Annotated in this window: 15 protein-coding genes; 4 read left to right on the top strand and 11 right to left on the bottom strand. The window is 63.5% G+C overall.

The window, feature by feature from the left end; translation table 11 throughout:
* Positions 1 to 46 precede the first annotated feature (46 nt).
* Positions 47 to 7,615: an SBBP repeat-containing protein gene (locus tag HYR72_07780; protein ID MBI1814860.1), complete on the bottom strand. Its 7,569-nt coding sequence runs from the start codon at positions 7,613 to 7,615 to the stop codon at positions 47 to 49.
* A gap of 115 nt (positions 7,616 to 7,730) precedes the next feature.
* Here HYR72_07780 and HYR72_07785 point away from each other — a divergent pair, with 115 nt between their 5' ends.
* The 4 genes from HYR72_07785 to HYR72_07800 all read left to right on the top strand — a co-directional run bounded on the left by HYR72_07785 (position 7,731) and on the right by HYR72_07800 (position 11,080).
* Positions 7,731 to 8,909 carry an NnrS family protein gene (locus tag HYR72_07785; GenBank protein ID MBI1814861.1) on the top strand — a complete coding sequence of 393 codons (1,179 nt, stop codon included), beginning with the start codon at positions 7,731 to 7,733 and terminating at the stop codon, positions 8,907 to 8,909.
* 196 nt (positions 8,910 to 9,105) lie between these two features.
* Entirely contained in the window at positions 9,106 to 9,978 is an 873-nt protein-coding gene (locus HYR72_07790; GenBank protein ID MBI1814862.1) for a ferritin-like domain-containing protein, read from the top strand.
* An 11-nt stretch (positions 9,979 to 9,989) separates the two neighbouring features.
* Positions 9,990 to 10,781 carry a long-chain fatty aldehyde decarbonylase gene (locus tag HYR72_07795; GenBank protein MBI1814863.1) on the top strand — a complete coding sequence of 264 codons (792 nt, stop codon included), beginning with the start codon at positions 9,990 to 9,992 and terminating at the stop codon, positions 10,779 to 10,781.
* Entirely contained in the window at positions 10,778 to 11,080 is a 303-nt protein-coding gene (locus HYR72_07800) for a hypothetical protein (GenBank protein MBI1814864.1), read from the top strand. Before HYR72_07795 ends, HYR72_07800 begins: the two co-directional genes overlap by 4 nt.
* A 587-nt stretch (positions 11,081 to 11,667) precedes the next feature.
* Here the strand turns inward: HYR72_07800 and HYR72_07805 are convergent.
* The 10 genes from HYR72_07805 to HYR72_07850 form a co-directional block, all read right to left on the bottom strand.
* A complete protein-coding gene (locus HYR72_07805) occupies positions 11,668 to 11,742 on the bottom strand; it encodes a hypothetical protein (GenBank protein MBI1814865.1) in 75 nt (24 codons plus the stop codon).
* Positions 11,743 to 11,781: 39 nt separating this feature from the next.
* Positions 11,782 to 11,979 carry a DUF2283 domain-containing protein gene (locus tag HYR72_07810; GenBank protein ID MBI1814866.1) on the bottom strand — a complete coding sequence of 66 codons (198 nt, stop codon included), beginning with the start codon at positions 11,977 to 11,979 and terminating at the stop codon, positions 11,782 to 11,784.
* Complete coding sequence (locus tag HYR72_07815) at positions 11,976 to 12,248, bottom strand: DUF4258 domain-containing protein (GenBank protein MBI1814867.1); 273 nt, start codon at positions 12,246 to 12,248, stop codon at positions 11,976 to 11,978. Before HYR72_07815 ends, HYR72_07810 begins: the two co-directional genes overlap by 4 nt.
* A 280-nt stretch (positions 12,249 to 12,528) precedes the next feature.
* Positions 12,529 to 17,754, bottom strand: coding sequence for a DUF4011 domain-containing protein (locus tag HYR72_07820; protein ID MBI1814868.1), 5,226 nt, complete (start codon positions 17,752 to 17,754; stop codon positions 12,529 to 12,531).
* Between the two features lie 215 nt (positions 17,755 to 17,969).
* Positions 17,970 to 18,494, bottom strand: a complete 525-nt coding sequence (locus tag HYR72_07825) for a hemerythrin domain-containing protein (GenBank protein ID MBI1814869.1) — start codon at positions 18,492 to 18,494, stop codon at positions 17,970 to 17,972.
* 12 nt (positions 18,495 to 18,506) lie between these two features.
* Positions 18,507 to 19,625, bottom strand: coding sequence for a 3-deoxy-7-phosphoheptulonate synthase (locus HYR72_07830; GenBank protein MBI1814870.1), 1,119 nt, complete (start codon positions 19,623 to 19,625; stop codon positions 18,507 to 18,509).
* An 88-nt stretch (positions 19,626 to 19,713) separates the two neighbouring features.
* Entirely contained in the window at positions 19,714 to 20,142 is a 429-nt protein-coding gene (locus HYR72_07835) for a hypothetical protein (protein MBI1814871.1), read from the bottom strand.
* A gap of 93 nt (positions 20,143 to 20,235) precedes the next feature.
* The gene (locus HYR72_07840) at positions 20,236 to 21,120 is read right to left on the bottom strand and encodes a FecR domain-containing protein (GenBank protein MBI1814872.1); all 885 of its coding nucleotides are present in this window, start codon (positions 21,118 to 21,120) and stop codon (positions 20,236 to 20,238) included.
* Between the two features lie 2 nt (positions 21,121 to 21,122).
* Positions 21,123 to 22,616: a tetratricopeptide repeat protein gene (locus HYR72_07845; protein ID MBI1814873.1), complete on the bottom strand. Its 1,494-nt coding sequence runs from the start codon at positions 22,614 to 22,616 to the stop codon at positions 21,123 to 21,125.
* Positions 22,613 to 24,346 (bottom strand): hypothetical protein, encoded by a 1,734-nt coding sequence (locus HYR72_07850; GenBank protein MBI1814874.1) that lies wholly within the window; start codon positions 24,344 to 24,346, stop codon positions 22,613 to 22,615. The genes HYR72_07845 and HYR72_07850 overlap by 4 nt, the downstream gene beginning before the upstream one ends.
* Positions 24,347 to 24,410 lie beyond the last annotated feature (64 nt).

Genomic DNA, 24,410 nt, shown 5'->3' on the forward strand with positions numbered 1-24,410 from the left:
CGCTTACTGCGACACGCGGTGTTACCGGACTTTGCGAGACGCAACCCTAGTCGGCGCCGACGCGGTCGTGATCAGTGACATGGCAGCGCGCCAGGGCTTGTTGCGCCCGCAGGATGGCTCGCCTTCCCAGCGAGATCGACCCGCTAACCGGTGACTCGTTCACGCCGAGACACCACGCGTTCAGATTTCCCGTGTCGCCGAGAGCGTTGTCCGAAACCGTGAGGCGCCACGCGCCGGCGGCGTCCTCGCCATCAAAGACACTCAGCGGGTTGTTCGGGATGAAGTCACCGCTGATCGCCGGGAAGGCGTCGGAACATTCGTCTTCGACCGCGGTCGGCGCCTCGTCGTCGAGCACGGCGACGATGTCCGCACCGCCACACCCGTCCGGCGGAAGAGCCGGCAGTCCTGGACGATCGATGAGTACCGCACTTGTGCCCGTGTCGACGTGAGTGAGCCGCACGACGAGATCACCAACCCAGTCGTGCGAGATGTCGACCAACACGTTCAGATCGGTGATGCCGGCGCCGTTGGCGATGACGATGTCGGAGGCAATCCCGCTCGCGCTATTGTCCGGAATCGCGTCAGGATCGACCAGCGTATCGCATTGCGTGAATCGGTCGGCAGGCGGCGTCGGCGTTGGCGTCGGCTGCGGTGGCACGTCCGGTCCGTTGGCCTCGAGGCACCAACGGATCAGGACGCCGACATCGCCGGTGGCTTCGTCGGCGACCGTCAGCCGCCATTGTCCGGCCAAGTGCTCGCCATCGAAGGCGCTGAGGGAAGCGGACGGCCGCAGGCGGCCGCCGATGCCGGGAGGAGAGAAGTTGCACGCGTCTTCCGCCAACGCTCCCGCCTCGTCGTCCAGAATCGTGTCGACATTCTCCGCACCGCAGCCATCGTCACTCGTCGGTTTTCCCGGTCGATCGAGCAGGACGACACGTGTTCCGGTGTCCACGTGCGTCAGCGACACCACGAGGTCACCCACCCACGTATGTTCGATCTCAAGGCGAACGTTGAGATCGGTGATGAGCGCCGTGTCGCTCAGCGTGAGCGTGTCGTTGATTCCGGTCGCGCTGCCGTCGGGAATCGCGAGCGGAGTCGCCGGCATGCTGCACGCGAGAGAGACCGTCGGTGTCTTGGTCGGAGTGAGCGTGGCCCGGGTCGCCGTGCCGGTCGCCGTCTTCGTCGGCGTTGATGTTTTGCCCACGAACGTGGCGGTGCGGGTTGGCGAGTTCGTCGCGGTCGCTGTCTGTGTGACTGTCGGCGTCGCCGTGCGCATGCTGGTCGGCACGGGCGTAGAGGTCGCCAACACAGTGCTCGTCGCGGTCGGCGTTTCCGTCGGCAACGGCGCAACGAGGGCGAACAGCGCGCCGCACGCAAACGCGTTCGATGCGGTCGCGCCGAGATCGGCGCCGTTGATGTCCCCATCCTCGTTTGCGTCCATCAGCGGGTGTTGCCGGCCGCCGGCGAGCCCCATGCTCGTGGCGGTCAAGTCCGCAGCCGAGACGCGGCCGTCGCGGTTGCTGTCGCCGGGGATCGCGCTCGGCGGTTGATTTCCGAAATCCTTGTCGCTCACGCCGCCGCTGCTCGTGATATCGAGGTCGTAGGTTCCATGCCCGAGGGGGAAAGTCTGGCGGTAGCCACACTGCATCAGTTCGCGCAGCACGTGCCGGCCCGCGGTGAGCCCTTGAAAGAGATAGCGGCCGTCCGCGCCGGTCACGACACGGGCTTCACCCTCATCGAGGTGTCCGTTCTCGTTGTCGTCGGTGAAGATCGTCCAGCCGGCGAGGCCGGGATCGGTGGAGTCTCTCCGCGCGTTATCATCGCGATCCTCGAACGCCGCGCCGGGCACGTTGCCGAGGCGGAAGTTGCCGAAGTCGAGGAACTGGAACGACTGCCCCGCCGCGAGGCGGCGAGGTGCCTGCGCCGGATGGCCAGCGCGCGGCATCATCATCTCGTCACCTTCGACGACGATGTCGGGCGGGTCGGCGCTGGTCTGCACCCAGCCGGGCTGCGGCACCTCGCGCACACGATAGAATCCGGCGCCGACAACGAAGGCGTACACACCGCTCTCGTCGGTGAACTTGCACTCCTCTTCCGCCTTGGCGTCGCAGACTCCGTCGCCGCTGCGTGCGTTGTTGAGCACGCCGTCGAGGTTGTCGTCGAGGAAGATGACCCAGCCGCGCAGGCGCGGCTCGCCGACATCGCGCTGGCCGTTGCCGTTCACGTCTTCGTACTTCATGCCGGTGAGGATGCTGGCAGGTGTTGGAGTCGCGGTCGGTGTCGGAGTTGGCGTCTCCGTTTCGGTCGGGGTCTCGGTCTCCTCGGGCGTCTCCGTGGGTGTTTCGGTGAGCTCGTCGGGTGTATGCGTCGGCGTCGGGGACTCGGTGCGTGTCGGCGTCGGGAGCTGGCGGTTCCCGAAGTTGACTTCGTAGCGCCCATCGCTCACCAGCGCGCCGGTGGTAGCATCGGGAAAATCGCGCGGGCCACCGCCAAACGGAAAGGTCTGTACCCAGCCCTCTTGATGAACCTCGCGTACCTGCGCCTGTCCCGGACCTTTGAAGATGCCCAGTGGCAAACGGAAGAAATAGTCGCCATCGACGTCCGTGACGGCGCGGCGCACGCGGCCGAAGGTATCGACGAACTCGATCTTCCAGTTGGGTAGACCGGGTTCACCGGCATCCTGCATACCGTTGCCGTTGCGGTCGTCGAACTTGCGCCCGAGGATCTTGATGTCGTGGAAGTTGCCGAAGTTGACCGTCAATGATTGCCCGCTGCGCACCGGTACTTGCGGAACGTCGTTGGGCAACACGCCGTTGGCCGGAAACGTGGGCGTCCAGCCGGTCTGCGTCACTTCGCGGATGACGTAATCCTGGTCTCCCTGCAACGAGTCGAGGGAAATCGAGATCTCATAGCGGCCATCCGGATCCGTGGTAGCGCGATGCACCTTCCCGAAGGTATCGATGTACTCGATCTGCCAGCCGAACAGCCCTGGCTCATCGGGGCCCATGAGACCGTCGCCATCGCGATCGTGGAACTTGATGCCCGTGAGTTTCATGTCGCGGAAATTGCCGAAGCTCACGGCGATCGCGGCGGTCGTGGCGATCGGATAGCCTTCGGGGGGATTGGGAGACTGGCCGCTGAAGCTCCATCCCTCTTGCGGCACCTCCCCGACCTGAAAGGTCTTAGTCTCCTTCGGGAAGCGCTCCTTCGGCACGATGATGACGCAACTGCCCGTGCCGTCGGTGATGCAGGTGGCGACCTCGGCGCCGTAGGCGTCGAGGACAGCGATCTCCCAGCCGGCGAGTTCCTTCTCGTCGCCGTCGTAGTGACCGTTGCCGTTCTCGTCATCGTACTTGAAGGGCAGCACGACGATGTCGTCACCGCTGACGCGAACTTCTTCGACGTCCGCTGGGTCGCTCCCGGGCCCGGTGAGGAAGGGCAGGCACACGTCGACGCGGATCTGACCGTTCCCGCGCTTGAGCCCGGTCGTGGTGGCGGCGCTCTGGTCGATGGTGACGACCGAATCCGGCGGGAACGTCGACTGCCACTTGGTCACGAACGGAATGTTGGGAATCCTCGTCTGCAAGCGCAGCTGGGTCACGGTGATCGTTCCCTGGAAGGGATTGTAGGTGAGCTGGATCTGGAAGTAGACGTTGCCGCCGCGGTAGGTGTTGCGATCGCCTTCCAGCACCGCTCCTGGCGGCACCACGATGTTGATGGGTACGCCGATGTCGGCCAGAATCTTGTCGAGTCCGGGGATGAGTCCCTCGATCTTCTGGCGAAACTTCGTAGCCGTGTCGCCGGTGAGATTGACCGGATCGAAGGCGAGGACCTGCGGCGGGCCGCTGGCCGCGACCGCGGTCAGCATGGCGACCGCATGCGGCGTGCGGTTGCCGCCGAGCGGCACCGTGATGGGGCTTTCGAAGCCGCCGGGCTCGTTGCGGATCTCGACCTTGTCGAGCTGGGGGCCGACGATGACGAGCACCGAATCATCGGCTTTGCCGAGGCAGAGCTTCTCGAGGTTGAGCGTCGCCTGCACGGCCGAGAGCCCGGGATTCTTGGCGGTGACGACGCCGCGGAAGAAGGGCTTGTTGACCGTGATGCCGTCCGTGACGGAGATGACGTTGTCCTCGGTCTGCGTGCGCCCGCTCGCCTCTTCCGAATCCATCGCCGCCTTCGAGCTCACCTCGAAATCGAGGAACTGACTGGCGATGTACGGCACGCCCTTCTCGACCGCCTTGGCGAGAACGCCGAGCGGGCCCGTCGCGGACGGGATGGCACCGATCACCGCTTGGATTGCGGTGATCAGGTTGACGTCCTCGATGATGCCGCCGAAGAAGTCGAACCTGATGCTCTTCACGCGCACGAAGCCCTCGCTGCCGATGAAGTCGGCTTCGCCGTTGCACAGTGGCCCGTGGCTGAAGAGAATCATGGGCGGATCGGCGACCTCCTTGCCGAGCGCATCGGTGATGGCGCCGGATACGAAGTTGAGGGGCGAGACCGGCTCGATCTCGAGTCCGGTCTGCTCCGCGAGCTTCATGCCCGAGATCACCAAGGCGATATTGGTGCTGGCCACTTCGACGCCGTTGCGCATGCGCACGGCGCGCAGCACGTTGACGCCGAGGCCTTCTTCGCCAGGCGTGAACTGCACGGTGGTGCCGCCGGCGCCCTGCACCACATCGAGCTTTGCCGTCTTCACCACCGGTGCCGTCTCGCCTTCTTTCAACTCCACCACTTTCTGGACGAACTTCTTGAGAGCGGCGTCGAGAACCTTGGGCGCGACGGTGCCCCGAACCCATTGGTACTCGATGTCCGGATCGTTGCTGACGTCGTGTCCGTTGCTGTCAGTCACTTGAATCGGTACCGGCGCGTTGTCGCACAGCCCCTTACCGAGGATGAGATACGGGCGCAGGGTGATCGCCAGCTTGCAGGTTTTCGGGCAACCGTCACCGTCCAGTTGATTGCCGTCGTCGCAGTTTTCGTTGAAGGGCGGCTTGTCGTCGAGCACGTGGTCGCCGCACTTCGGCAGGACGCAGAGCACGCGACAGGTGTTCGGTTCGGTGTCGCTGTTACGCGCGCCGGCGTCACATTCCTCGCCGGGATCGACGTGGCCGTCGCCGCACAGCACCGGGGTGGGCGTCGGCGTGGAACTTGGTGTCGGTGAGGTGGTGCGGGTCTTCGTGCGGGTCCCCGTCAGCGTGCTCGTCACAGTGACCGTCTGCGTCGGCGTCCGCGTTCGTGTCACTGATGGTGTCCACGTCACGGTAACCGTGAACGTCTGTGTCGGCGTGATAGTGCGCGTCGGGGTGAGGGTATGCGTGCGGGTCGGCGTGAGCGTGACCGTCGCCGTTGGGCCGACGTTGTTCGGGGCGATCTTGCTGACGAACACATCGTCGCCGCCACTGTTGTCCTGCGTCGGAAGGCCGGCGCGAGGAAAGTCCGTCGATGACGAGTTGCCGACGACGTACGCGTTCCCCGCCGCGTCGATGGCGATGCCGTTTCCGAAGTCGGTGCCGTTGCCGCCGAGATAGGTCGAGAAGAGTAGATCCGCATGGCTGTGTCCTTCCGGCCGGACCCAGCTCACGAAGGCGGCGCTGCCGCAGATACTGAGCATGCCGCCGACGACGCAGTCGGCACCCTGGATCGCCTCCTGCACCGGAAAGTCCGGCCAGACGGTCTGGCCGGTGACGTAGGCAACGCCATCGGACCGAACGGCGATCCCGCGCACTTGGCCTGCGCCCAGGTAGGTCGAGTAGAGCAATGCCGACCCGGTCTCGTTGAGAACGGCGAGGAAGGTTGTTGGAACCGCAAATCCACCGACGATGTGAGGGGCGACGGTGTTGAAGGGCATCGCTGGCGGGGGCGGGAATGGCAGGTCGACAGAACTGGTCGAACCGGCAATGTAGGCCCGCCCAGTTGGCCCGACCCCGATCCGAAGGTAGTTGCCTTCGAACTCGCTGCCCGTACCGCCGTAGAGAGTCGAGTAGACCGGCGCGCCGGACGGGCTCAGCTTCACGACGAACGCGTCCGCCTTACCCTGCGTGCCGGCCACATGGGTCTGAAAGCTCCCCATGGTGGTCGCAAAGTCGATCGAGTTCGTAATGCCCGACGCGTACACATTGGGCGGTGTCTGCGCATCGACGGCGACGCCATAGACCTCGTCGTCGAGCCCTCCGCTGACGTACGTCGCCCAGAGCGTCGCGCCGTCCGGCCCGAGCTTGGCGACGAAGCCATCCGGGGGAGGGGACGTGTCGTCGTTCTCGCCAATGCGCTGCGGCTGCCACGCGCCACCGGTGGTCGGAAAGTTGCCGTGGGGGTAGGTGATGCCGCCGACGTAGGCGTTGCCGGAGCCGTCGACCGCGATGGCGAATCCCTTATCGAGCTCGGTGCCGCCGAGCAGGCGCGAGTAGACGATGCTGTCTCCGGCGGGGCTCAGTTTGACCACGAAGACGTCATCGTAGCCTTTGCCTTTGTCCTGCCCGGGGAAGTCCGTGGCGCAGACCCATCCGGTCACATACGCACTGCCGGCCGCATCGACCGCGATGCTTTCGCCGAACGCTTCTACCGAGAACACGCATCCCTTGGCTCCATTGAGCATCGTTTGGTAGACGAGATGATCGCCCGCCGGATTGAGCTTAGCGACGAACGCGACGTTGTGGGAGTTGTTTGGGTCCGGGCCGATCGGCGTCGTTCCGGTGATGTAGGCATTGCCCTGCGTATCGACGACGATACCGGCGCCGACGTCGAAGTGGGCGCCGCCGAAATAGTAGCCCGAGTAGATCAACACAGGGTCGATGACGAGCGGCTGCGTGGGATCATAAGCGCCGAGCGCGAATGCGATCTCGGTTCGTCCTGAATCGGCAGCGGTGCTCGTCGGATCGAGTGCGGCCGCGGCGAGAACGAATCGCGCCGCAACCGGACGACGGGTGCCACTGATGTCCTGGTACGCCACCGGAGCCTTGAAGGTGAGGTCGCCGTCGGCGAGATGGAGGACGAGGTTGCCGGTGTCGTCGATGCGCACGACTCCGGCGGTCGCTTCAGAGCCCACGCCATCGACGACGGAGAGTCGGATCCGTCGCGGATCGGCGCCGGGCGCGACGACGAAGTCATACTCGAGTTGTCGCTGGTTGCCGTAGAAGACGAGATCGATCCCGGGATAGACGCCCCCGTAGGCGACGCGGCCGAAGTTGGGAATGTCGGTCTGCCACTGAAGCGGGTCATTGCCGATGAAGTAGTTGGTCGTACCCGGCTGTTGGTTGAGGCCCGTGATTTTTGGCGCGAGGTCGGCGCCGGCGAAACGAATGCGAGCCGTTTGCCACCGGTTCTCGCCATCGCCTTCGGCAACCGCGCGATGCGATGGCCGCGACACGAGCACGCCCTTGGCTGTGAGGCTCAACGTGTAGCCGGGGCCGCGGGAAAGAAACGCAACGTCACCGGACGCCTGCCCTTGGTTCGGTTCAAAGGTTAGCGGCAGCGTGCCGTAGCGGGTCGACACCGACTGCGTCGAAACCGCAGGCGAAGCAGGCGCGGCGGCGGGTTCGCCGAGACCGCCGAGCGCGAGCGCGGCGATGCAGGATATCGACGTGAACAGCGCTACGCAGTGCGTGCGAGACATCGCTCCTCTGGCGCGGGAAGATACCTCAGCACGATCAAAAAAAGCCAGGGCTCTGGCCTTGGACTTGGTGCGGATCACATGCGATGCCTGACGATGAGGAGGGCGCAAGGGAGCGATGGAAACCGAGCAGTCGTTCATTGGCTTGCCGAGTAGCGTCTGGCGTGGCGAGCCGTTTCGAATCTTCTTCCCGCTGGGCGTGGTGCTCGCATGGGTCGGCATCGGCCACTGGCTGCTGTACGCCATCGGCGTGACCAGCAGCTACTCGTGCATGTTTCACGGCGTGGTGCAGATGCAGGCGTTCATGATGGCGTTCGCGATTGGCTTTCTGCTGACCGCGGTGCCGCGCCGCACCGGCACTCCTCCCGCTTCTGCGATCGAGATCGTGGCGCTAGCTACCGCCCTCATCACCACGACCGCGGCGGCGGTCGCCGAGCAGTGGATGATCGCCGAAGGCGCGTACGGAGCGCTGTTTGTGCTGTTGCTGCAGTTCGCCGTGCGCCGTTTCGTCGGGCGCGAAGCGGGTCGCCGGCCGCCCGCGGCGTTCGTGCTGATTCCGATAGGCGTCCTGCAGGGCATCGGCGGCGCGGTGCTGATCGCGATGTCCACCGCCAGCGATGCGCCGGCGTGGCAGTTGGGGTTCGGGCGGTTGCTGGTCGAGCAAGGCGTCTTCCTGTGCTTCGCCGTCGGCGTGGGCAGCTTGGTGCTGCCATTGCTCGCAGGCGCTGCGCCGCCGCCGGATCTCGGCTCCTCGCCGCGCGAGACCTGGCGGGCGCTGTTGTACGGCAGCGCCGGCGTCGTCATCTTCGCGAGCTTGGTGTTGGAACAAGCCGGCTGGCTGCGCGCCGCTCCATTGTTGCGCGCTGCCGTGGTTGCCTGCGGACTGCTCGCCGGCGGTGGCGCCTGGCGTGCACCCGGCAAGCCCGGCTTGCATCGCCGACTAGTGTGGCTGTCGGTGTGGCTGATGCCGTTCGGGCTGGTTGCCTCGGCGTTGTCGCCCGACTATCGCGTCCCGGCGCTTCACATTCTGTTCATTGGCGGCTTCGGCCTGATGGCGTTCGGCGTGGCAACTCACGTGGCACTCAGCCATCTTGGTCTCGAGCAGCTCGCGCTTGGCCGGCCGCGCGCAGTCATCGTGCTGGGCGCCGGCTTTCTGCTGGCGATGGCTGGACGGGTGGCCGCCGATGCCAGCAACACCTACTTCGCGCACTTGGGATGGGCAGCGGGCTGTTGGCTCGTCGGCTCGTTGGCGTGGCTCGCCTTCTTTGCCCCGAAATTCTGGCGGCGCAGCGCGTAGCGCAATCTGAACTCGGCGTCAGCTTTTTCATCGGCGCGAAAACCCCCTGCCGGAATTCGCGCCGATGCAAAGCCAGGAACGCTGCGCCCGCCAGCGCATATTACGTCGTACGCCTGGCGCGCGATGTGCTGCAACCTCCTCCAATGTGAATCGCTGACCGCTCACGCGAGCTGACTCAGCTCAGAGGAGGAGAACCATGGCCGATTTCTTGTCCGCCTACTCGATCCAGAACTGGCTCGAGTCCTGCCCGCAAGGGTACCTGATGAACACCGAGTACGGGCACGGCTCAGGCGAACAGGAGCCCGAGCTGTTGCAGAACAACCCGGTGTTGCATGAAGACACCATCCGCACCACCGTGCAGTTGGTGGTCGGCGAGCGCTGCGCGCTGGCCGCGTCCTCTGGGCTCATCAATGCCGCCCCGGATGAAGCGAGCAAGCGATTTCTAGCAACCCAGACGCTCGACGAGGCTCGTCACGTCGAGATCTTCACGCACCGCCTCTACGACCTCGGCGTCCGCCGGAGCGAGCGCGAGGATGTCATCAAGCGACTGGCCAATCCCAACCTGGTCAAGTTCGCCGAGATCCTGCTCGAAAAGGTCGACAAGAAGGACTTCGTCGCGGGCGTCGTCGGTCAGAACATCGTGCTCGAAGGCATGGCCTTCAGCGTCTTCGAAATGATGTACGCGATGAATCAGCCGGTGAACCCGAAGTTCGCGCACACGCTCTCCGGCACCATCGCCGACGAGCGACGTCACGTCGGCTTCGGTGAAAACCGCATCGGCACGCTGATCAAAGATCATCCCGAGAAGAAGCCCGAGGTCGAGCGTATGCAGAAGGAGATGTCGTACTACATGCTGGCGACCTTCGCCGACGCCTTCCGCAACAACCGGGCAGCGGCCGAGATGGAGCACATCGGACAAGAGCGTGTCCACGCGCAGTGGCAAGGCGTCGACCTCGGGCGGATGCAACCGGAGGAAATGGAGGATGTCCTCGCCGATACTGTGCTGAAGGAGTTCAAGACGCGTTTGGGCCGCATCGGCATCGAGTATCAGACTCCAGTCCGACCGTGAGAGGCGCGGCGATGCCGGCGAGTCCAACCGCGGCGCCACCACGCGACATCCACGACCTTGACCCGCAGGAGTTCCTCGAAGAGGTGCACTCCTTCGAGTTCTGGTTTCAGGCGGTCGAAGGCTACCTGTCCGGACTCACCTACGGACACCGGCCCGAGACCGCCGAGGCGCTGTTGACCGAAGTCGAGCGCGATCGTCTCATCACCGTGCTGTGCAACTACTGCGTTGGCGAGACCGCGGCGCTCGAAGGCGCCAGCGGCTTGATCGCCATCGCTCCCAATCGACTCGCCAAGATCTTTCTGTCCACTCAAGTGGCGGACGAGGGGCGCCACCTGGAAGTCTTTCAGCATCGCTTGCGCGATCTCGGCGTGAGCGATCCCGAAGCCGAAGTCCAACGGCGCGCCAGCCGCAGCCTACTCTTGTTCCGACGACGGCTGTTGGAGTTGGTGGCGAGCAAAGACTGGGAAGCGGCAATCTTCGCGCAGAACGTGATCCTTGAGTCGCTCGAGTTCGCCGTCTTCCACAGCCACGCCCAGGACGCCGATCCGATCACGCGCGAGGTGTTGCAGAGCGTGATCAAAGACGAGCGCCGACACATCGGCTTCGGCGAAAACGAACTCGGCCGTCGACTCGCCAAGTCGCCGCACATTCGCGCCCGCATCGAGCAGGTGAAGAAGGAACTCGATCATCTCGTGCTCGACACGTTGGAAGAAACCATGCGCCACATCGGCTTGGAACGCAGCGAGCAGGATCGGCTCGGACGCGCCTATCTCGAATCGGTCGATCGCTTGGGGTTCGTATGATGCTCGACCCGATCGAACGTGAGGAACCCATCACCGCCGAGGAAGCGCGCCAGCGCTACATCCTAGAGGACACCGGCTTCGATGAGGTCCCGAAGAAGTACCGGCGCTTCTACCGCAAGTGGAAGGGTATCGGCGACGCGCTCGCGCCCAACGAAGTCATCTGTCCAGTGTGCAAGGTGGTCATCCGCTCGACCCGCGAACTGCGCCCCGGCGACCGCGTCTACTGTATGCCGTGCATGTCGCGACTGACCGTGGTGCGCACCGAGGCCGGCACGTTGGAAGCACACGTCGCATATTGAGCCGACGATAGCAGCCCGTTGAAAAACCCCGCATGCTTCGAGACGCGCCTCTCGGCGCTCCTCAGCATGAGCGGTTCTTTCCGCGTGTCATAACACTTTTCCGCTCACCCTGAGGAGGCGCGAAGCGCCGTCTCGAAGGGCCCCTCGCTTTTTCAGCGGGCCGATAAGCCAACGCAGTCCGAATCGTTACTCGACACGGAGCAGCGCGGAGCGAGTCGCGCGGATTCAGGAGGGCGATCCAGTAGCTGGTGTCCGCGAAGACCTTCCTCATTCCTCTTCTTTGGGTGCGCCGTGAAGATAGTGGTGGAGGTTCTTCGCGAGGTCGGTAGGAACCTTCTCCCACTCGGACTCCGGAACCGAAGCGCCCAGTTCAACGATAATCTCCCAGATGGGACGGGCCGTTGAGTCAGGCTTTGGAAGCCGTGGTGTGCGCCGGTTGCGTGATTGCGGGGGAAGCGGCCGGGTCTTCTTGTGTGCCTTCGAGGCCATGTTGCCTTCCTACCACAGTTGTCCCTTGAATGCGCAGCGCAGGAGGGGCGAGGGGAGAGCATTGATGAGTCAGATGAGAACCCAAGAGGCGGCGGACTCTAGACCGCCCGAACTTGTGATGCCTCAAGGGTCACGACCGCAGCCGTGTGCCCGCCGAGCGCGACGAACTCCACCTCGTACGCTCGTCATCCCCGCGGCAGCGATGTTATTTCCTACTCCCCGACGGCAAACTGGATCTCGCGCGCCTTCTCGACGACCTTGGATGCTTGGAGGATCTCGAAGCGAACGATGCCACCGTCGTAGCCGAAGTCCGCGATGACGCCGGGGCGTACCTCGTCACTTTCCTTGATTCGCTCGCTGCGGAGCGCGATCGTCAAGGTATCGGTTTCCTCATCATATGTGACCTTCATGGCTGCACCCCTTTCAGGTACCTCGCGATCTGCGACGTTCGGTACACGGTGACCACGACCAGTTCGTCGGGCGTTTCCTCCACGATGAGACACAGTAGCATCTCTTGCTGTAGCTGGGTATCGAAGTATCGGCGCATGAAGATTCGGCGGGGCGGCTGCCCCGGCGTAACGAACTCAGGCTGCGCGAGTGCGAGGTCGGCTTGCACCCGATCGACCTCACGATCGGCAAGATTCTTGAGGGCATGCGCTGTCCAGCGGACCGGCTTCATTCCTCCTCCTCGTCTTCCACGCCGTCCTGCCTCGTGCGGTACTTGATGTCGCAGTTGATGCAGTGCCGCGTCATCACGCTGTCTTCCACCGGGTCTTGCAGTAGTCGACGGTTTCCTTGCTGGTCAGGCGACGGGTGGAGTTGCCGCTGCGGATGTAGAGGTGTTCGTCGACGCCCTCCTGGTGAACAACGGACAGCACCTGGGTTGGATGGCCAGGCCGTAGTGGTTTCCGGTCGAAGAGGCGAACATCGTGGCTTTCAACCTCATAGGAAACAACGGATCAGTTTCGCGTCAGGCTTCGGATATGCTGAAGCAGCTTCTCTGCCTCTCGTTCGGGATTGCTAAACCAATCCGTCGACCAGATTCGGTAGACCTCCCAGCCCCTTTCAACAAGTATCTCTTCGCGAAGTCGGTCGCGGTCGCGTGCTGACTTCGCCGAGTGATACGTTGCACCGTCGCACTCGACGGCAAGAAGATACCGACCCGGATCGCGCGGGTCTTTCACGGCAATGTCGATGAAGTAGCCGGCAACTCCCAGATTCGCCACGACCTCAAACCCTTGCGTGCGAAGACGATCGGCAACAAAGACCTCGAAGTCGGAATCCGGTGGGCGACCGGTCGGGGTACCGAGATCAAGCTGCCCAGAACTGGCGTAGGCCAGGTAATGCTTGAGTATCCCAACACCCGCTCGGCTTGTCTCGGTTGGGATCACGTCGCCGGGCTCCATCGAGGAGAAGACGACGACCTTCTCCTTGGCGCGAGTGAATAGAACGTTCAGGCGCCGATGCCCCGATGCGGAATTGATCGGGCCAAAGCGCTGGGCCACCCGACCGCCGCGTTGCTCGGGGCCGTACACAGTGGAAATGAAGATGACATCGCGCTCGTCGCCCTGAACGTTCTCAAGGTTCTTGACGAAGAATGGCTCAAGCGTTTCCTCCCACCGCTTGCGATAGGCCTCAGCATGCGGCTCTCGGGCAAACAGGCGGTCCATCTCCTCCGACAGTATTTCGCGCTGCGCCTGGTTAGTCGTCACGACACCGAGGGACCGCTGTGAGTGCACCGCCATAAACTCCACAGCCGCTTGGGCGACGGCTTGGACTTCGGGCACGTTCACGCTAGCCCTCGGTGTGTACAAGCCAGCCACCTTCCGGTACTCAACTCCGTAGTCGACATGCTGCGCAATCGGTGACGGGAAGACAACCAGCTTGCCCTCGTAGAAGTGCTTGTTCGAAAAGGCGATCAGGCTTTCGTGGCGCGACCGATAGTGCCACCGCAGTTCACGCGACGGGTGAAACACCGAAACGGCAAGGTCGAGGATCGACTCGCTTTCAACGTAGTCCTCGGCTTCCTCTTCCTCCTCGCCTGGCATTCCGAGGCGCTCGAAAAAGGATGTGGGCGGCAACTGCTGGGGATCGCCAACGACGATGAGCTGGTGGCTGCGACCGATCGCACCCACTGCCTCCTCGGGTCTCATTTGCGAGGCTTCATCGATCACCACAAGGTCGAACTGTGTTCCACCGGGACGGACGAATTGCGCGACGGAAGCGGGCGACATCATCCAGCACAGCTTCATTTGCTGGATAGCCGCTCCGGCGCGCAGCAACAGATCACGGAGAGGGATGTACCTCTTCTGCTTGCCGATCTCGTTGTTGATCAAATGGAGATCAGTCCACTCACGCCTGGGACCCCAGTTGACGCCTTGGGGGATCTCGGCGCGGGAGAGCTCAGACGCAAGCCTCTGTCGTTTCAAGGAAAGAAGCTTCCGGTCAAGCTCCTGGAAACGACGGCGCGCCGCCTGTTGGGTAGTGCCGGAGAAACGCTTCAGCACCGGGTACTGCTCGTATGCTTGTCGGAGAACCGTGCGATGGAACGCATGGTCGAAGGCAGTCGCAAGATGTTTGAGCGATACGTCGGCCGCTTCATAGATGTTAGTGATGGGCTTCAGCCCCATGCTCTCTGAGTCGGTTCGCAGTCCGTTGTATTCGAGCCACGTCGTCAGCTCGTCGGTTGCAGAAAGTGCCCTCTGAATGCACGAGGTCAAGTTTGCAAGCGGCGCGCTGTCCGGGGCATCCGTGCCGAAGAAGACGTCGCAGTTGAGATTGCCAGCGCGCCTAGCCCTGTCCCGAGCCCGCGACTCCCGCTCTAGCCTATCAATCAGGGCGTTGCGCAAGTTCTTCAACCCGGGGAGATGGTTCGTGAGGTCGTCCGCGAACAACCTGTCGAGCCAGCGTCTCGGGAGGGCCATCCCACGAAGGGTGCGAGCGAGTCGTAGGGTACGGGAGAGACGCTCGTGGTCTGTGTCGAATCCGCGAAAATGCTCGCTGAGGAGATGGTTCCCAGGGAGATCGCCTTCCAGACGCCCCCTTATCTCAGCCAAAAGCGTTAGCTGTTCTGCCAGCTCTGGCAGGCGCTCCGTCATGACGTCGTCCTTCAAACCGGCAGCTTTGAGCATGTGGTGGAACTGCTCTGCCCGCTCCGCAACTCCGAGACTTGTCTCGACCATCGTCACCAGCTCGGGGTCCTCGCGCGCAGTTGTATCGTCGGCGTCGAGCTTTGAAAGGAAAGAACGCAGGCCGGAAACCAGAGCGTCGTGGGCCTCAGCTTGGACCGCATCGAGGTTTGCAAGGTCAGCCGTGCGGAGGAATCTTTGAGCCTCAGCATTTCCAGGTGCCGGGCCCGGAAAGCAGGATTCCACTCGGCGAGCGAAGTCGTTCACTGCGAGTAGACCATCGAAATCGGTGGCGACCCCGTCAAACTCCGCGCCGCAGATGGTCCGGATCCGATCGTTCTCTTGAAATTTCCGAAGCTCGACAAGGTAGTCGACCAGTTCTTCGAGTTCCCTCGCCATTTCCGACACGGTCTTCTTGCTGTGGATCTTCCGGGTTCCGCGCCACACTCGACGGGCCCGCTTGAACTTGCGACTGAACAGACGGGCGAAAAGGCCCGCCGATCGCAGCGAAGCGGCGCAAGCGCGGTACTCCTCCGGATTGTCATCATCGCCGACAACGAAGATCTCCGCGAGTTCCTTCCGATGCCGTTTCAAAATCAGCGCTCGCTCCGCTGCGTGTTCGAGGACTTGCCGTGAGGCCTCATTGAAAAGGGCGGTACGCCGCTTGATGAGCACGTGGCGCGGCGTGGACCGCAGCATGCTGATCGCGTCAAGGAGATGAGTCAGAGAGGACTTGGCAAGCGGTACTCGGACGCCCGCAACCTCGAAGAGGTGCTTAGCGACCGCGGTCTGGACCTCCGCGAGTCTGGCCAGACTCCGGTAACGCTCGGCAAGCGCAGGGAGGGCTTCAACCCTCTCGGCGAACACTCGATTGCCTACCGTGAGTTTCCGTCGCTCATCCTCAAGCGCGCGGATCGTCTCGCATGCGGGAAGGCGTTCTGCAAGCGTGTCAAAATCGGCCAAGAGGGTCCGCGTAACTTCGACGTAGTGGTGCAACTCCCCAAGAAACTTCTCAAGTGCGCCGAGCGACTCATCACCCGTCAACTTCGGCAGCACATCGGCTGCGATTTCATCGCCAGCCTCTGGCAGTACCGTGATGACCTCCGCGAGGCGCCGAACTGCACTGACATTGAGAGGCGGCGACAATCCGAAGCCGACCTCCACTTGTTTCGCTTCGATCTCCAGCGCAGCCAGTTCGTCATGCCATTCCTGCAAGGCCTGAATCAGTTCCTGTTGCTCAAATGGAGACAGACCGGCTCCGTTCACACCGACCCACGGGTGCTCGCGGGGCGTAGCGCTACTGAGGGAGGCCACGTGCTCTTCAAGTTTGATGAGCGCTCCGCGACAAGCATCACGATCTGCCGCAGTAAGGTACTGTGCACGTTCAAGCACCAGGCCATCGAGGGCGGCCGGCAGGCCGAGTTCCTTCGCTCGTATCCCTGTGCGAGCGGCTGCCCAGAAAAAGTCGTGGAGGGTCTTCCCACTCTGACCAAAGGGCTGGTTCAATAGTTCGACGTAGCGCGTGAGCCGTTTCCGCAGCTGCTCGTGCTCCTCAATCGCGTCATTCAGTTTCGCCGGTTGGCGAAGCGGCCGAAGTTCAAGACGCCTCTGCAGAGACTCGAGCACGTCCTTTCGCCGCACCTTGGTGGAGTGGAGTTCGAGACAGAACTCCCCGAGACCAGCATCATCCAGTCGCTTCTTGACGACTTCAAGTGCGGCCATCTTCTCCGCGACGAAAAGCACCTTCTGCCCTTTCGCGAGGGCTGCGGCGATGAGGTTGGTAATCGTCTGGCTCTTCCCCGTTCCCGGTGGACCCTTGATTGCGAGGTTCTTGCCGTCCATCGCGTCAGCGATCGCGGAGAACTGCGAAGAGTCTGCATCGGTAATCAGAAGGGGAACTTTGGCGGCGATTTGCGGCTGATCCACCTCGTAGTCCTCCGCATACAACGCGCCGCTTTCCTCCGAGCCGCCAAGGAGTTCGACTAGAACCGGATGCAGGTGGAGACCCTTGTCATTCGGCCAGCGCTTCGGGTCGAGATCGTGGTACATGGCGAGCCTGCCAAACGCGAAAAGGCCGACGGTTAAGAAACGACGGACGCGCCAGCGCTTCCTCTCTTTGATGGCGTCGTCGGCCTTTGCGAGGTAGCTCTCAACTGTGTCCTCTTCGCCAAGTTCTGGCAGCATCAGACCGAAATCGCGGAGCAGCCGTTCCTTGAGTGTAAGGTTTATCTCGCTCTCGTCGCCGGTGGAGGAAATGGAATAACGATAGGTCCGCCTGATGAGGGTTCGTTCCATCTCCAGCGAGTGCAGGAGGAGCGGGGCGAAGAACCGCTGGTCGCTGTTGTCAGATTCGTACCACTCAAGATAGCCGAACGCCGCAGACAAGACGTTGATCCCCATCTCTGATAGCGAGATGCGGGCACCGTCACGAATCCCCGAAAGCTTGCGTTCCATTTGATCGGGAAAGTGCAACGTCTGGATGAAGTCGTTGAGGTGAGAATCCTTGTGCTCCTCGCCTCCTCCAGACTGAGGCAGATCGTAAGAGGGGTCAAAGCCGTTGGCTCGCGCGTACTCCGCAGGTGACAGGCTCTCGCGTGTCGGGCGCGGCTGCCAGTCAAGCTGCTGGCGCACCCGGTCCTTCAAGGCACGCTCGATCCGTTGCGCCTGCGCGGACGACTCCTCGACCTCACGCAGCTGCTCAAGAGCGCCAAGATACTCCTCGTCGCTCATGCGCGCCGCTTCAAATGCCAGAAGAAATTCGTCAGACCTCTCGTCCTCTGGTTCGTCCTCGGGCTCAGGCAGAGCCGCAAACGTGAGTTTGCGGCCATCGAGAAGCTTTCCGTAGATGATGTGGGGCAGCTCGTCGATGATGCGCACGTGGGTGCGTGCACGATCGGAGAATCTGAAGTTCAGCAGTCGGCTATTGTTGCGGAGATCCAGGAGCCGCCTCCTGAGGTCCGCGATTAGCTTTTCCGCCACTTCGCGGCGAGCCGAGAGACGCGGACTCACGTGGTCCGCTGCAGTGGTCTCCTCTTTCCGAGTCTCGTTCTGAGTCATCCGGCGTCCGAGTTCAAGCAACCGACGCGAAAGTTGGCACGGTTGAAAACCCGCACGGTCTCTTGGGAGGCCGGGCGGAGTCGCTGCTCGATGTTGTCAAAGATGCGCGGCAATCACGTTCTCCTTACTCACACGACGGCAGTCCCTTACCACAGGTGTTGCCCTGGAGGACACGAGTTGGACAGGAAACGGTCAGTCGCAACCGACGACGCCCGTCACCCGCTCGCGTCGACCAACTCGTAGCCGCCGCGCGCCAAGGCGCGACGTGTGGCGTCCATTATCTGCGGGCCGTCGACGTGCTTGGCGACCGGCACATCCGGCGCCTTTCGCAATCGCTCGACGATCGCGTCTAGTTCTCCGCCGGCGAGTTGTTCGCAGACCTCGTAGAGGCCGCTCGGACCTTCCTCGATGATGTTGTGCTGCTCGAAGATGACCCGCAACGTGGCGATGATCTGCGGTGTCGGGCTCGGCACCATCAAGGCTGCGATCGCACCATGATCGCGGCGAAGCGTGGCCGCGACCGGCAACGGCTCACCGCCACGCCAGCGTTGCGCCGCGGGCAGCAGTATCTTCTCTTCCATGCCGATGTGCTTGAGCAGCCCGGCGCGGAATTCTGCGTAGGGCACCGGGTCGATCACGCCGGGGCGCGCGGTCGCGTTCGCCAGCAACGCTTCGAGCCGTCGATGGTCATCGGCGAGGAAGCGATACAGCGGTCCGGACACCAGCGTTCCTGCGCCAATGCAGATGAAACACTAGCTCGGTCGCATCTGCTCGCGCAGCTTGCAGCGCTCGAGGTACGTGCGCCGCACCAGTTCGGCGTCGCGCACGAAGTGTTCGAGTTCATTGATCAGCAGTGCCTGCGGCCCGTCACACAGCGCCTGCTCGGGACGCGGATGGAAGTCGACCAGCACCATGTTGGCGCCGGCAATGATCCCCTGAGCGGTCACATGCAGGATATCCAGCAGACCGTCGGGCGCGGCTTCTTTCTTGCCGACCGAGTGCGACGGATCAATGCACACCGGCACGCGCGTCAGCCGGCGCACCACCGGCACGTGGGCGAAGTCGACGAAGTTGCGGTGCGGGTCGCCGAGGTTGGTCTTCATGCCGCGCAGGCAGAAGACGATGCGATGATTGCCGCTGGTGGCGATATACTCGCAGGCGTTGAGCGACTCGTCGAGCGTGATGCCCATGCCGCGCTTGAACATCACCGGGAAGTCGTGTTGCTGCCCGACGGTCTTGAGTAACTCGAAGTTCTGCGCGTTGCGGGTCCCAATCTGCAGCATCACGCCAGTCGGATCGCCCGCGGCCTTGAGCGCGTCGCGAATCTCGTCGACCTGCGACTCGTGGGTGATTTCCATCGCCACGACTTTGATCCCGTACTTGCCGGCGAGCTCGAACAAGTACGGCAGGCAGGCCTTGCCGTGCCCCTGGAAGTCGTAGGGGCTGGTGCGCGGCTTGTACGCACCGGCCCGCGTGGTGGTGATGCCGAGGCCTTTGAGCGCACGGAACATCAGCTCGGTGTTCTCGGGAGAGTCGACCGCGCACAATCCCGGAAAGAGATGGAAGGTGTCTTGACCGAAGTGCACGCCGTTGTACTCGAACCCGATCGCCTCGGCCTGGCCCTGGTGTCGGCCGATCGCGCGATAGCGCTCTCGGATCCGTATCACCTTCTCGACCGCTGGAAACTCTTCGAACGGTTCGAGCGGAATCGTGCTGGTCGAGCCGAGCAAGTAGATCTCCGTCAACACGCGCAACGCGCCTTGAATCTTGCGCACCTCGGCGTGGACATCGGGGTAGCGCGCGGCCATTTGAATCACCTGCTTGACCTCGGGTGACTCCGGCAGGACGTCGTCCTTCATTACAATGATCATGCGGCACTCCAGTCTTCGGTGTGCTGATTAGGGCTCTTCGCCGCCGGAGGCAAGCTGGGCGACCGCCCGCAGACGGTCATCTCGCCGGCTATTTCGGCGAAGCGGTGGTCGGCGGTTGGACGAAGTCGACGCTGTCGAGCATGAGGAAGCGCGCGTTGGGGTCGAGACGCACGTAGCCCTTGATCGTGACTTGTTGGCGCGGGGAGACGGAGACGAAGCGCTTGATCGCGGTGTTCTGACCGCCAATCTGAAATTTCACCTTGTACGGCGCGACGGCCGCGTCGATATCGAGTGATGTGGTGGGGCCACTCAAGACGCTCAGCTTGAGCACGGATAGTTGGTATTTCTCGCCTTCGTAGACAACGACCCACGAAAACTCCGGCCGGATCCCTTCCACCTGCTCGCCGACGTAGGCGACCATGCGCACCGGAATCGGTCCCCCTTGGCGCGGCCGCGCCTCGCTCGCACTTGCAGCCAGCAGCGTCAGCACGCAGACAATCCGAAAAGTCTTCGACATCTCCAGTTCCCCCCTCCGACGGTTCTCCAACGACCGCGATCCGGACGCAAGGGGCGGACAACACCGCAACGGTTCGGTCGGATGGAGCGCGGACTAGAAGTCCACACCGACTTGGCCGGCTTGGCTCCGGACGATCGGCAAGGATTGATTCACCAGATCGCTGGGGTCACGCAGTCGTTCGCGTTCGGAGATCGCCTCCGCGCGAGTCAGCGGCGCGTCGGGATTCGCCGGCGCGGCGGGCGGGAGCGGCAGGGTGCCAACGCGGTCTTCGGGTGGCAACGCGGCCCCGGTCAGCAGCGGGTGATCGACCGTCTGGCTTTCCGGTAAACCGGCGCCGACGAACTCGAGCCCCTCGAGGTACAGGCGGAAGGCGTCATCGTCGAGACGACGGGGCGCAGTTGGAAACTGTCCCCGCGCCACCGTGGCCAACTCGCGCTCGGTAACAAAGACGACATGCCCGGCGCGATCGAGGACGCTATGAACCCGCGCACGGCCACCGACGCCAACAACCTCACTCACGTCCGCAACTGGATCGAAGCGCAGCACGAACTCGGTGCCGCGGACGCCCACGATCGCATTCGGACTCTCGATCTCGTAGGACGAACCCGGCTGCTGGTAGCCGTCGTTCACAATCGCGCGGACCTTGCCGCGGAGAATCCGCATCAGCGAGCGGAACACGCCCGGCTCCGGATCGAAGACCAGTTGATCGACGATCAGTTCCGTGTTGTCACCGATGATCAGCACGCTCTCGTCCCGGAAGACAACTCGCATGCGTCCCGGCGAGCCGGTGCGCAGCTGATCGCCTTGCTCGACCGCTGCGCCGATGGTTGCGGGCGACCACTCGCCGCCGCGCCCAACCTCCGCCTGCCCTTCGAGGTCGGCAATGGTGCCAACCTGCGTGCCAACGGTCTGCGCGGCCACGCGCACGGCGAGGCACAAGAATAGGCACATCAACAGGCCACGTCGCATGGGTCGCATGGCTAGAATCTCGCTCGTAACGACACCGAACCGATGTTCCGGTTGTAGTTGAAGTCGGGATCGTTCGAGTCGTTGAACGTACCGAAATACCCCAGCAGCCCACTCACGTGTGGAGTGATCGGATACTCCACCACGGCGGTAATGTCATGTTCGTTGTCGACCCGGCCGTTGCTCGCGCCGTCGTAGTCTTCGTGGCGGTAGGCGTAGAACAGATCGCTGCTGAATCCATACGGGAACGTCCAGCCCAGCCCGGTCATGACCTCGTTGCCATCGTAACCGTAGCGGTCACCCTGCGAATGGCTCGGATCGTTGCGATCGAACTGATAGCCGAACAACACGTAGCGCCCGACCGCACCGAGGGCGAAGATCTCACGGATCGCAGGTGCGTAGTCGATGGAACTATTCTGGGTCTCAAACGGCTGCTGTAGGAAGTCCTGCCACCGCAACCGAAAGGCAAACTGCGTGCGGCCAAAATCGCCGCTGGGCACTTCTAGCCAGGGCGACGCAGTGACGGCGGACAGGAAGCGCGTAGTGTCGAGCAGGTAGAAGTCGTAGTACGCGAGGAAGCCCGCGCGCGCTTCGCCGAACGCCCCAACGAGTTGCAAGGTTGGCCGGTGGTCTTGCAGATCGAACTGGGTCAGGTTGAAGTACAGGCTCTGGTAGAAGTCGTACCCAAGAGACAGTTGCACCTGTTGCCCGCGCCACACCACGGCATTGCCACCGACGGATGCGAACGCACTTCCATCGGCTTGCCGCGTGATACCCGCCGCCGTCGCGATCGCGTCGTCCGTCGGAGCCAAGACCACGTTGCTGTCGTACTGAAAGCCAGCTTCCGCGAAGACTTCGGTAGCCGGTCGCTCGCCGGCGCGCAGTCGCCGCAGCAGCGCGGCGGCTTCCCGACCCATTTCTGAATTGGGGCTCTCGGCAGCGACTGCGTCGAAGTGACGTTCGGCCCCGGGCCAATTCGAATCTTGGTAGTCGGCGATGCCTTGATAGTAGTGGACCGGCACAGCCAGGGCGGGATCGTGCGCGAGCGCCCGCTGCCATTGCGCGCGCGCGGCCCGTCGATCGCCGAGACGGAGATGGGCGATGCCGAGGAACAACGAGGCAGAGGCTTCTGCCTCGGGAATGCGCTGCCCGCGTTCGAGTAGCGGAATGGCTTCCGCGGGGTCGCCGGCCTGCACCAGCGCCACTCCCAACTCGAGCGCCGCTTGATCCATGTCGGGACGCACGTGTAGCACCGCCCGTAGATCAGCCACCGCGGCGGCGTGGTTGCCCAGGCGACCAAAGGTGACGCCGCGATAGTATCGGGCGTACACGTCCTCCGGGTCGGCGCGTGCCGCCTGCTCGAACAACGTGAGCGCCGCGGCGTAGTTGTGGGCGTGGAAGGCAACCAATCCTTGCGAGTAGACGCGCTCCGACTCTTCCGAGCCGAACGCCGTGGCACCGTTCAAGAGACACAGGGCGATCAAAAGAAAAATGACTCGCCGCCTCATGGCGCCCCCGCGGTGACGACCACCTCGCCGGCGCGACAGCCGGCCGGGAACACCTGCTCGAGTGGATCGACATACTGACCACCAAGGCAGCGAAGGACGACGCGACTGCCCGGTGGAACTCCCGCGTCAATCGCCACCCGGCACGTATAGACCACGCTGTCGTCGGCGATTGGGTTGAGCGTCACCAACGCCGCGCTGACTCCCTGGCAATCGGTGGCGGGCTGACAACCCGACGGACGGAACGCAAAATCGGCGACCAGGCCTGCGCTCGCGGTGCAATCAGGTGATCCGGCTGCCGTGGCCGCGATCGCGACGCCGGCACCGGCGGGTTCACTGATGATCTGATTCTGCGTACCGAGCACGGCGGTCCCGAGAGTCAGGAGCCGCACGGCTACAGTGACACGCGAGTCGGGTGCGCCGGTGACCGAACCCACTGCGATCGTCACGATGGCCGGGGTCTCCGTGGGCGTGCGCGTCGGCGTGAGCGACGGAGTGCGAGTGGGAGTTTGCGTGGGCGTCGTCGTTGGCGTGGCGGTGGGTGTGGCAGGGGCAGTGGCCGTCGATGTGTGAGTAGGCGTGGCGGTTGGTGAAGTGGTGAACGTCGCGGTGAAGCTATGTGTTGGGGTGACTGTAGGGGTCCGTGTTGGCGTTAGAGTCGGCGTCGCAGCCAGAGTGGCCGTGAGGGTGTTCGACGCAGTAAAGACCGGAGTCGGGCTTGCGGTCGGCGTGGTCGTGGGCATTGAGGTGAGTGTAGTGCTCGGGGCAAGCGTAGCGCTCGCAGTCGGCGTCGCCACAGGCTCCGTCGGTGTCGCCGTGCCGTCCACTACCGCGAACGGGTAGAAAAAGTTCAGTGCCCGCGCCGGCGACGCGAGGTTGCGCGCTTGAGCCTGCAGTGTGGCGTCGCCGCTCACGATCTCGACCGGTTCGCCTTCGACGATGAATCCACTCACCTGCAACGCACTGCCCGCACTGCACGGCTGCGCGGAGCCGTCCGCGCATGGGACCAGCGTACGCAGCCTGACAGCGGACTCGCTCCCACCATCGGGCGTCACAGCGAGCGCAATCGAGTTCGCATCGACTCCCGTGACGGCATCGGCGACGGTGAGCTGAATCGATACCGGCCGCACTGCGGAGCCGTGCGGGACCGGCTGCGCCGTCACCACGAACGGGACGGCGGGAATATCGATTGAGCCGACTTCAGTGAGCGCTCCGGGTGCGACATCGAAGCTCTTCGCATCGCTCTCAAAACTCGGCGAAGCGAGACGAGTCGGATCGCACGGCAGCCCGACATCGACCGGATCGGTTGCGCACTGCGTATTGTCCTCGCCGGCCACGGGAGCGAAATCTGTCGCGAACCCGGCGACGGAGATCACCGCCGCGCCATTGGCGATGCTGTCGAGCACGACACGCCGTGCCGGCAGTGACGACGATACGGCAAGACAGCACCGTCCCTTCTGCGTGTCGAGCACGATGCGCACGGTCCGTACCGACGGTGGAATCTGCGTACCGAAGCCGCCGTCGGCGGCGCGCTCGCGCATCGGTGCACCGCTGACGAAGGCCGCCGTGCCGTCGGCCGCACGCGGCTGCTCCCACAAGGCGTGCAAGCTAATCCGGCCACGATCTTCGCGCCCGGGCGCGCCGCCGCCCCCGCAGGCGCTCAGCCCCAGCGCCGTCGCACTGGTGAGCAGCGTGAGCGTTGTCATGAGTCGAATGTGTCGAGCCACCAGCATGCGAAACGGTCCGCCCCTGTACTCTTCATGGCGTTCCGCTGTCAAGAAGAAAAAAACGACACGT

It is taken from the genome of Deltaproteobacteria bacterium (assembly GCA_016178705.1).
GTDB lineage: Bacteria > Desulfobacterota > Binatia > HRBIN30 > JACQVA1 > JACOST01.

What these genes read in the sequence shown, in the direction of transcription:
- HYR72_07840 (MBI1814872.1), bottom strand. Translation starts at nt 21,120, where the DNA reads ATGCGACCCATGCGACGTGGCCTGTTGATGTGCCTATTCTTGTGCCTC.
- HYR72_07795 (MBI1814863.1), top strand. Translation starts at nt 9,990, where the DNA reads ATGCCGGCGAGTCCAACCGCGGCGCCACCACGCGACATCCACGACCTT.
- HYR72_07790 (MBI1814862.1), top strand. Translation starts at nt 9,106, where the DNA reads ATGGCCGATTTCTTGTCCGCCTACTCGATCCAGAACTGGCTCGAGTCC.
- HYR72_07820 (MBI1814868.1), bottom strand. Translation starts at nt 17,754, where the DNA reads ATGACTCAGAACGAGACTCGGAAAGAGGAGACCACTGCAGCGGACCAC.
- HYR72_07845 (MBI1814873.1), bottom strand. Translation starts at nt 22,616, where the DNA reads ATGAGGCGGCGAGTCATTTTTCTTTTGATCGCCCTGTGTCTCTTGAAC.
- HYR72_07835 (MBI1814871.1), bottom strand. Translation starts at nt 20,142, where the DNA reads ATGTCGAAGACTTTTCGGATTGTCTGCGTGCTGACGCTGCTGGCTGCA.
- HYR72_07815 (MBI1814867.1), bottom strand. Translation starts at nt 12,248, where the DNA reads ATGAAGCCGGTCCGCTGGACAGCGCATGCCCTCAAGAATCTTGCCGAT.
- HYR72_07830 (MBI1814870.1), bottom strand. Translation starts at nt 19,625, where the DNA reads ATGATCATTGTAATGAAGGACGACGTCCTGCCGGAGTCACCCGAGGTC.
- HYR72_07810 (MBI1814866.1), bottom strand. Translation starts at nt 11,979, where the DNA reads ATGAAGGTCACATATGATGAGGAAACCGATACCTTGACGATCGCGCTC.
- HYR72_07785 (MBI1814861.1), top strand. Translation starts at nt 7,731, where the DNA reads ATGGAAACCGAGCAGTCGTTCATTGGCTTGCCGAGTAGCGTCTGGCGT.
- HYR72_07850 (MBI1814874.1), bottom strand. Translation starts at nt 24,346, where the DNA reads ATGCTGGTGGCTCGACACATTCGACTCATGACAACGCTCACGCTGCTC.
- HYR72_07780 (MBI1814860.1), bottom strand. Translation starts at nt 7,615, where the DNA reads ATGTCTCGCACGCACTGCGTAGCGCTGTTCACGTCGATATCCTGCATC.
- HYR72_07800 (MBI1814864.1), top strand. Translation starts at nt 10,778, where the DNA reads ATGATGCTCGACCCGATCGAACGTGAGGAACCCATCACCGCCGAGGAA.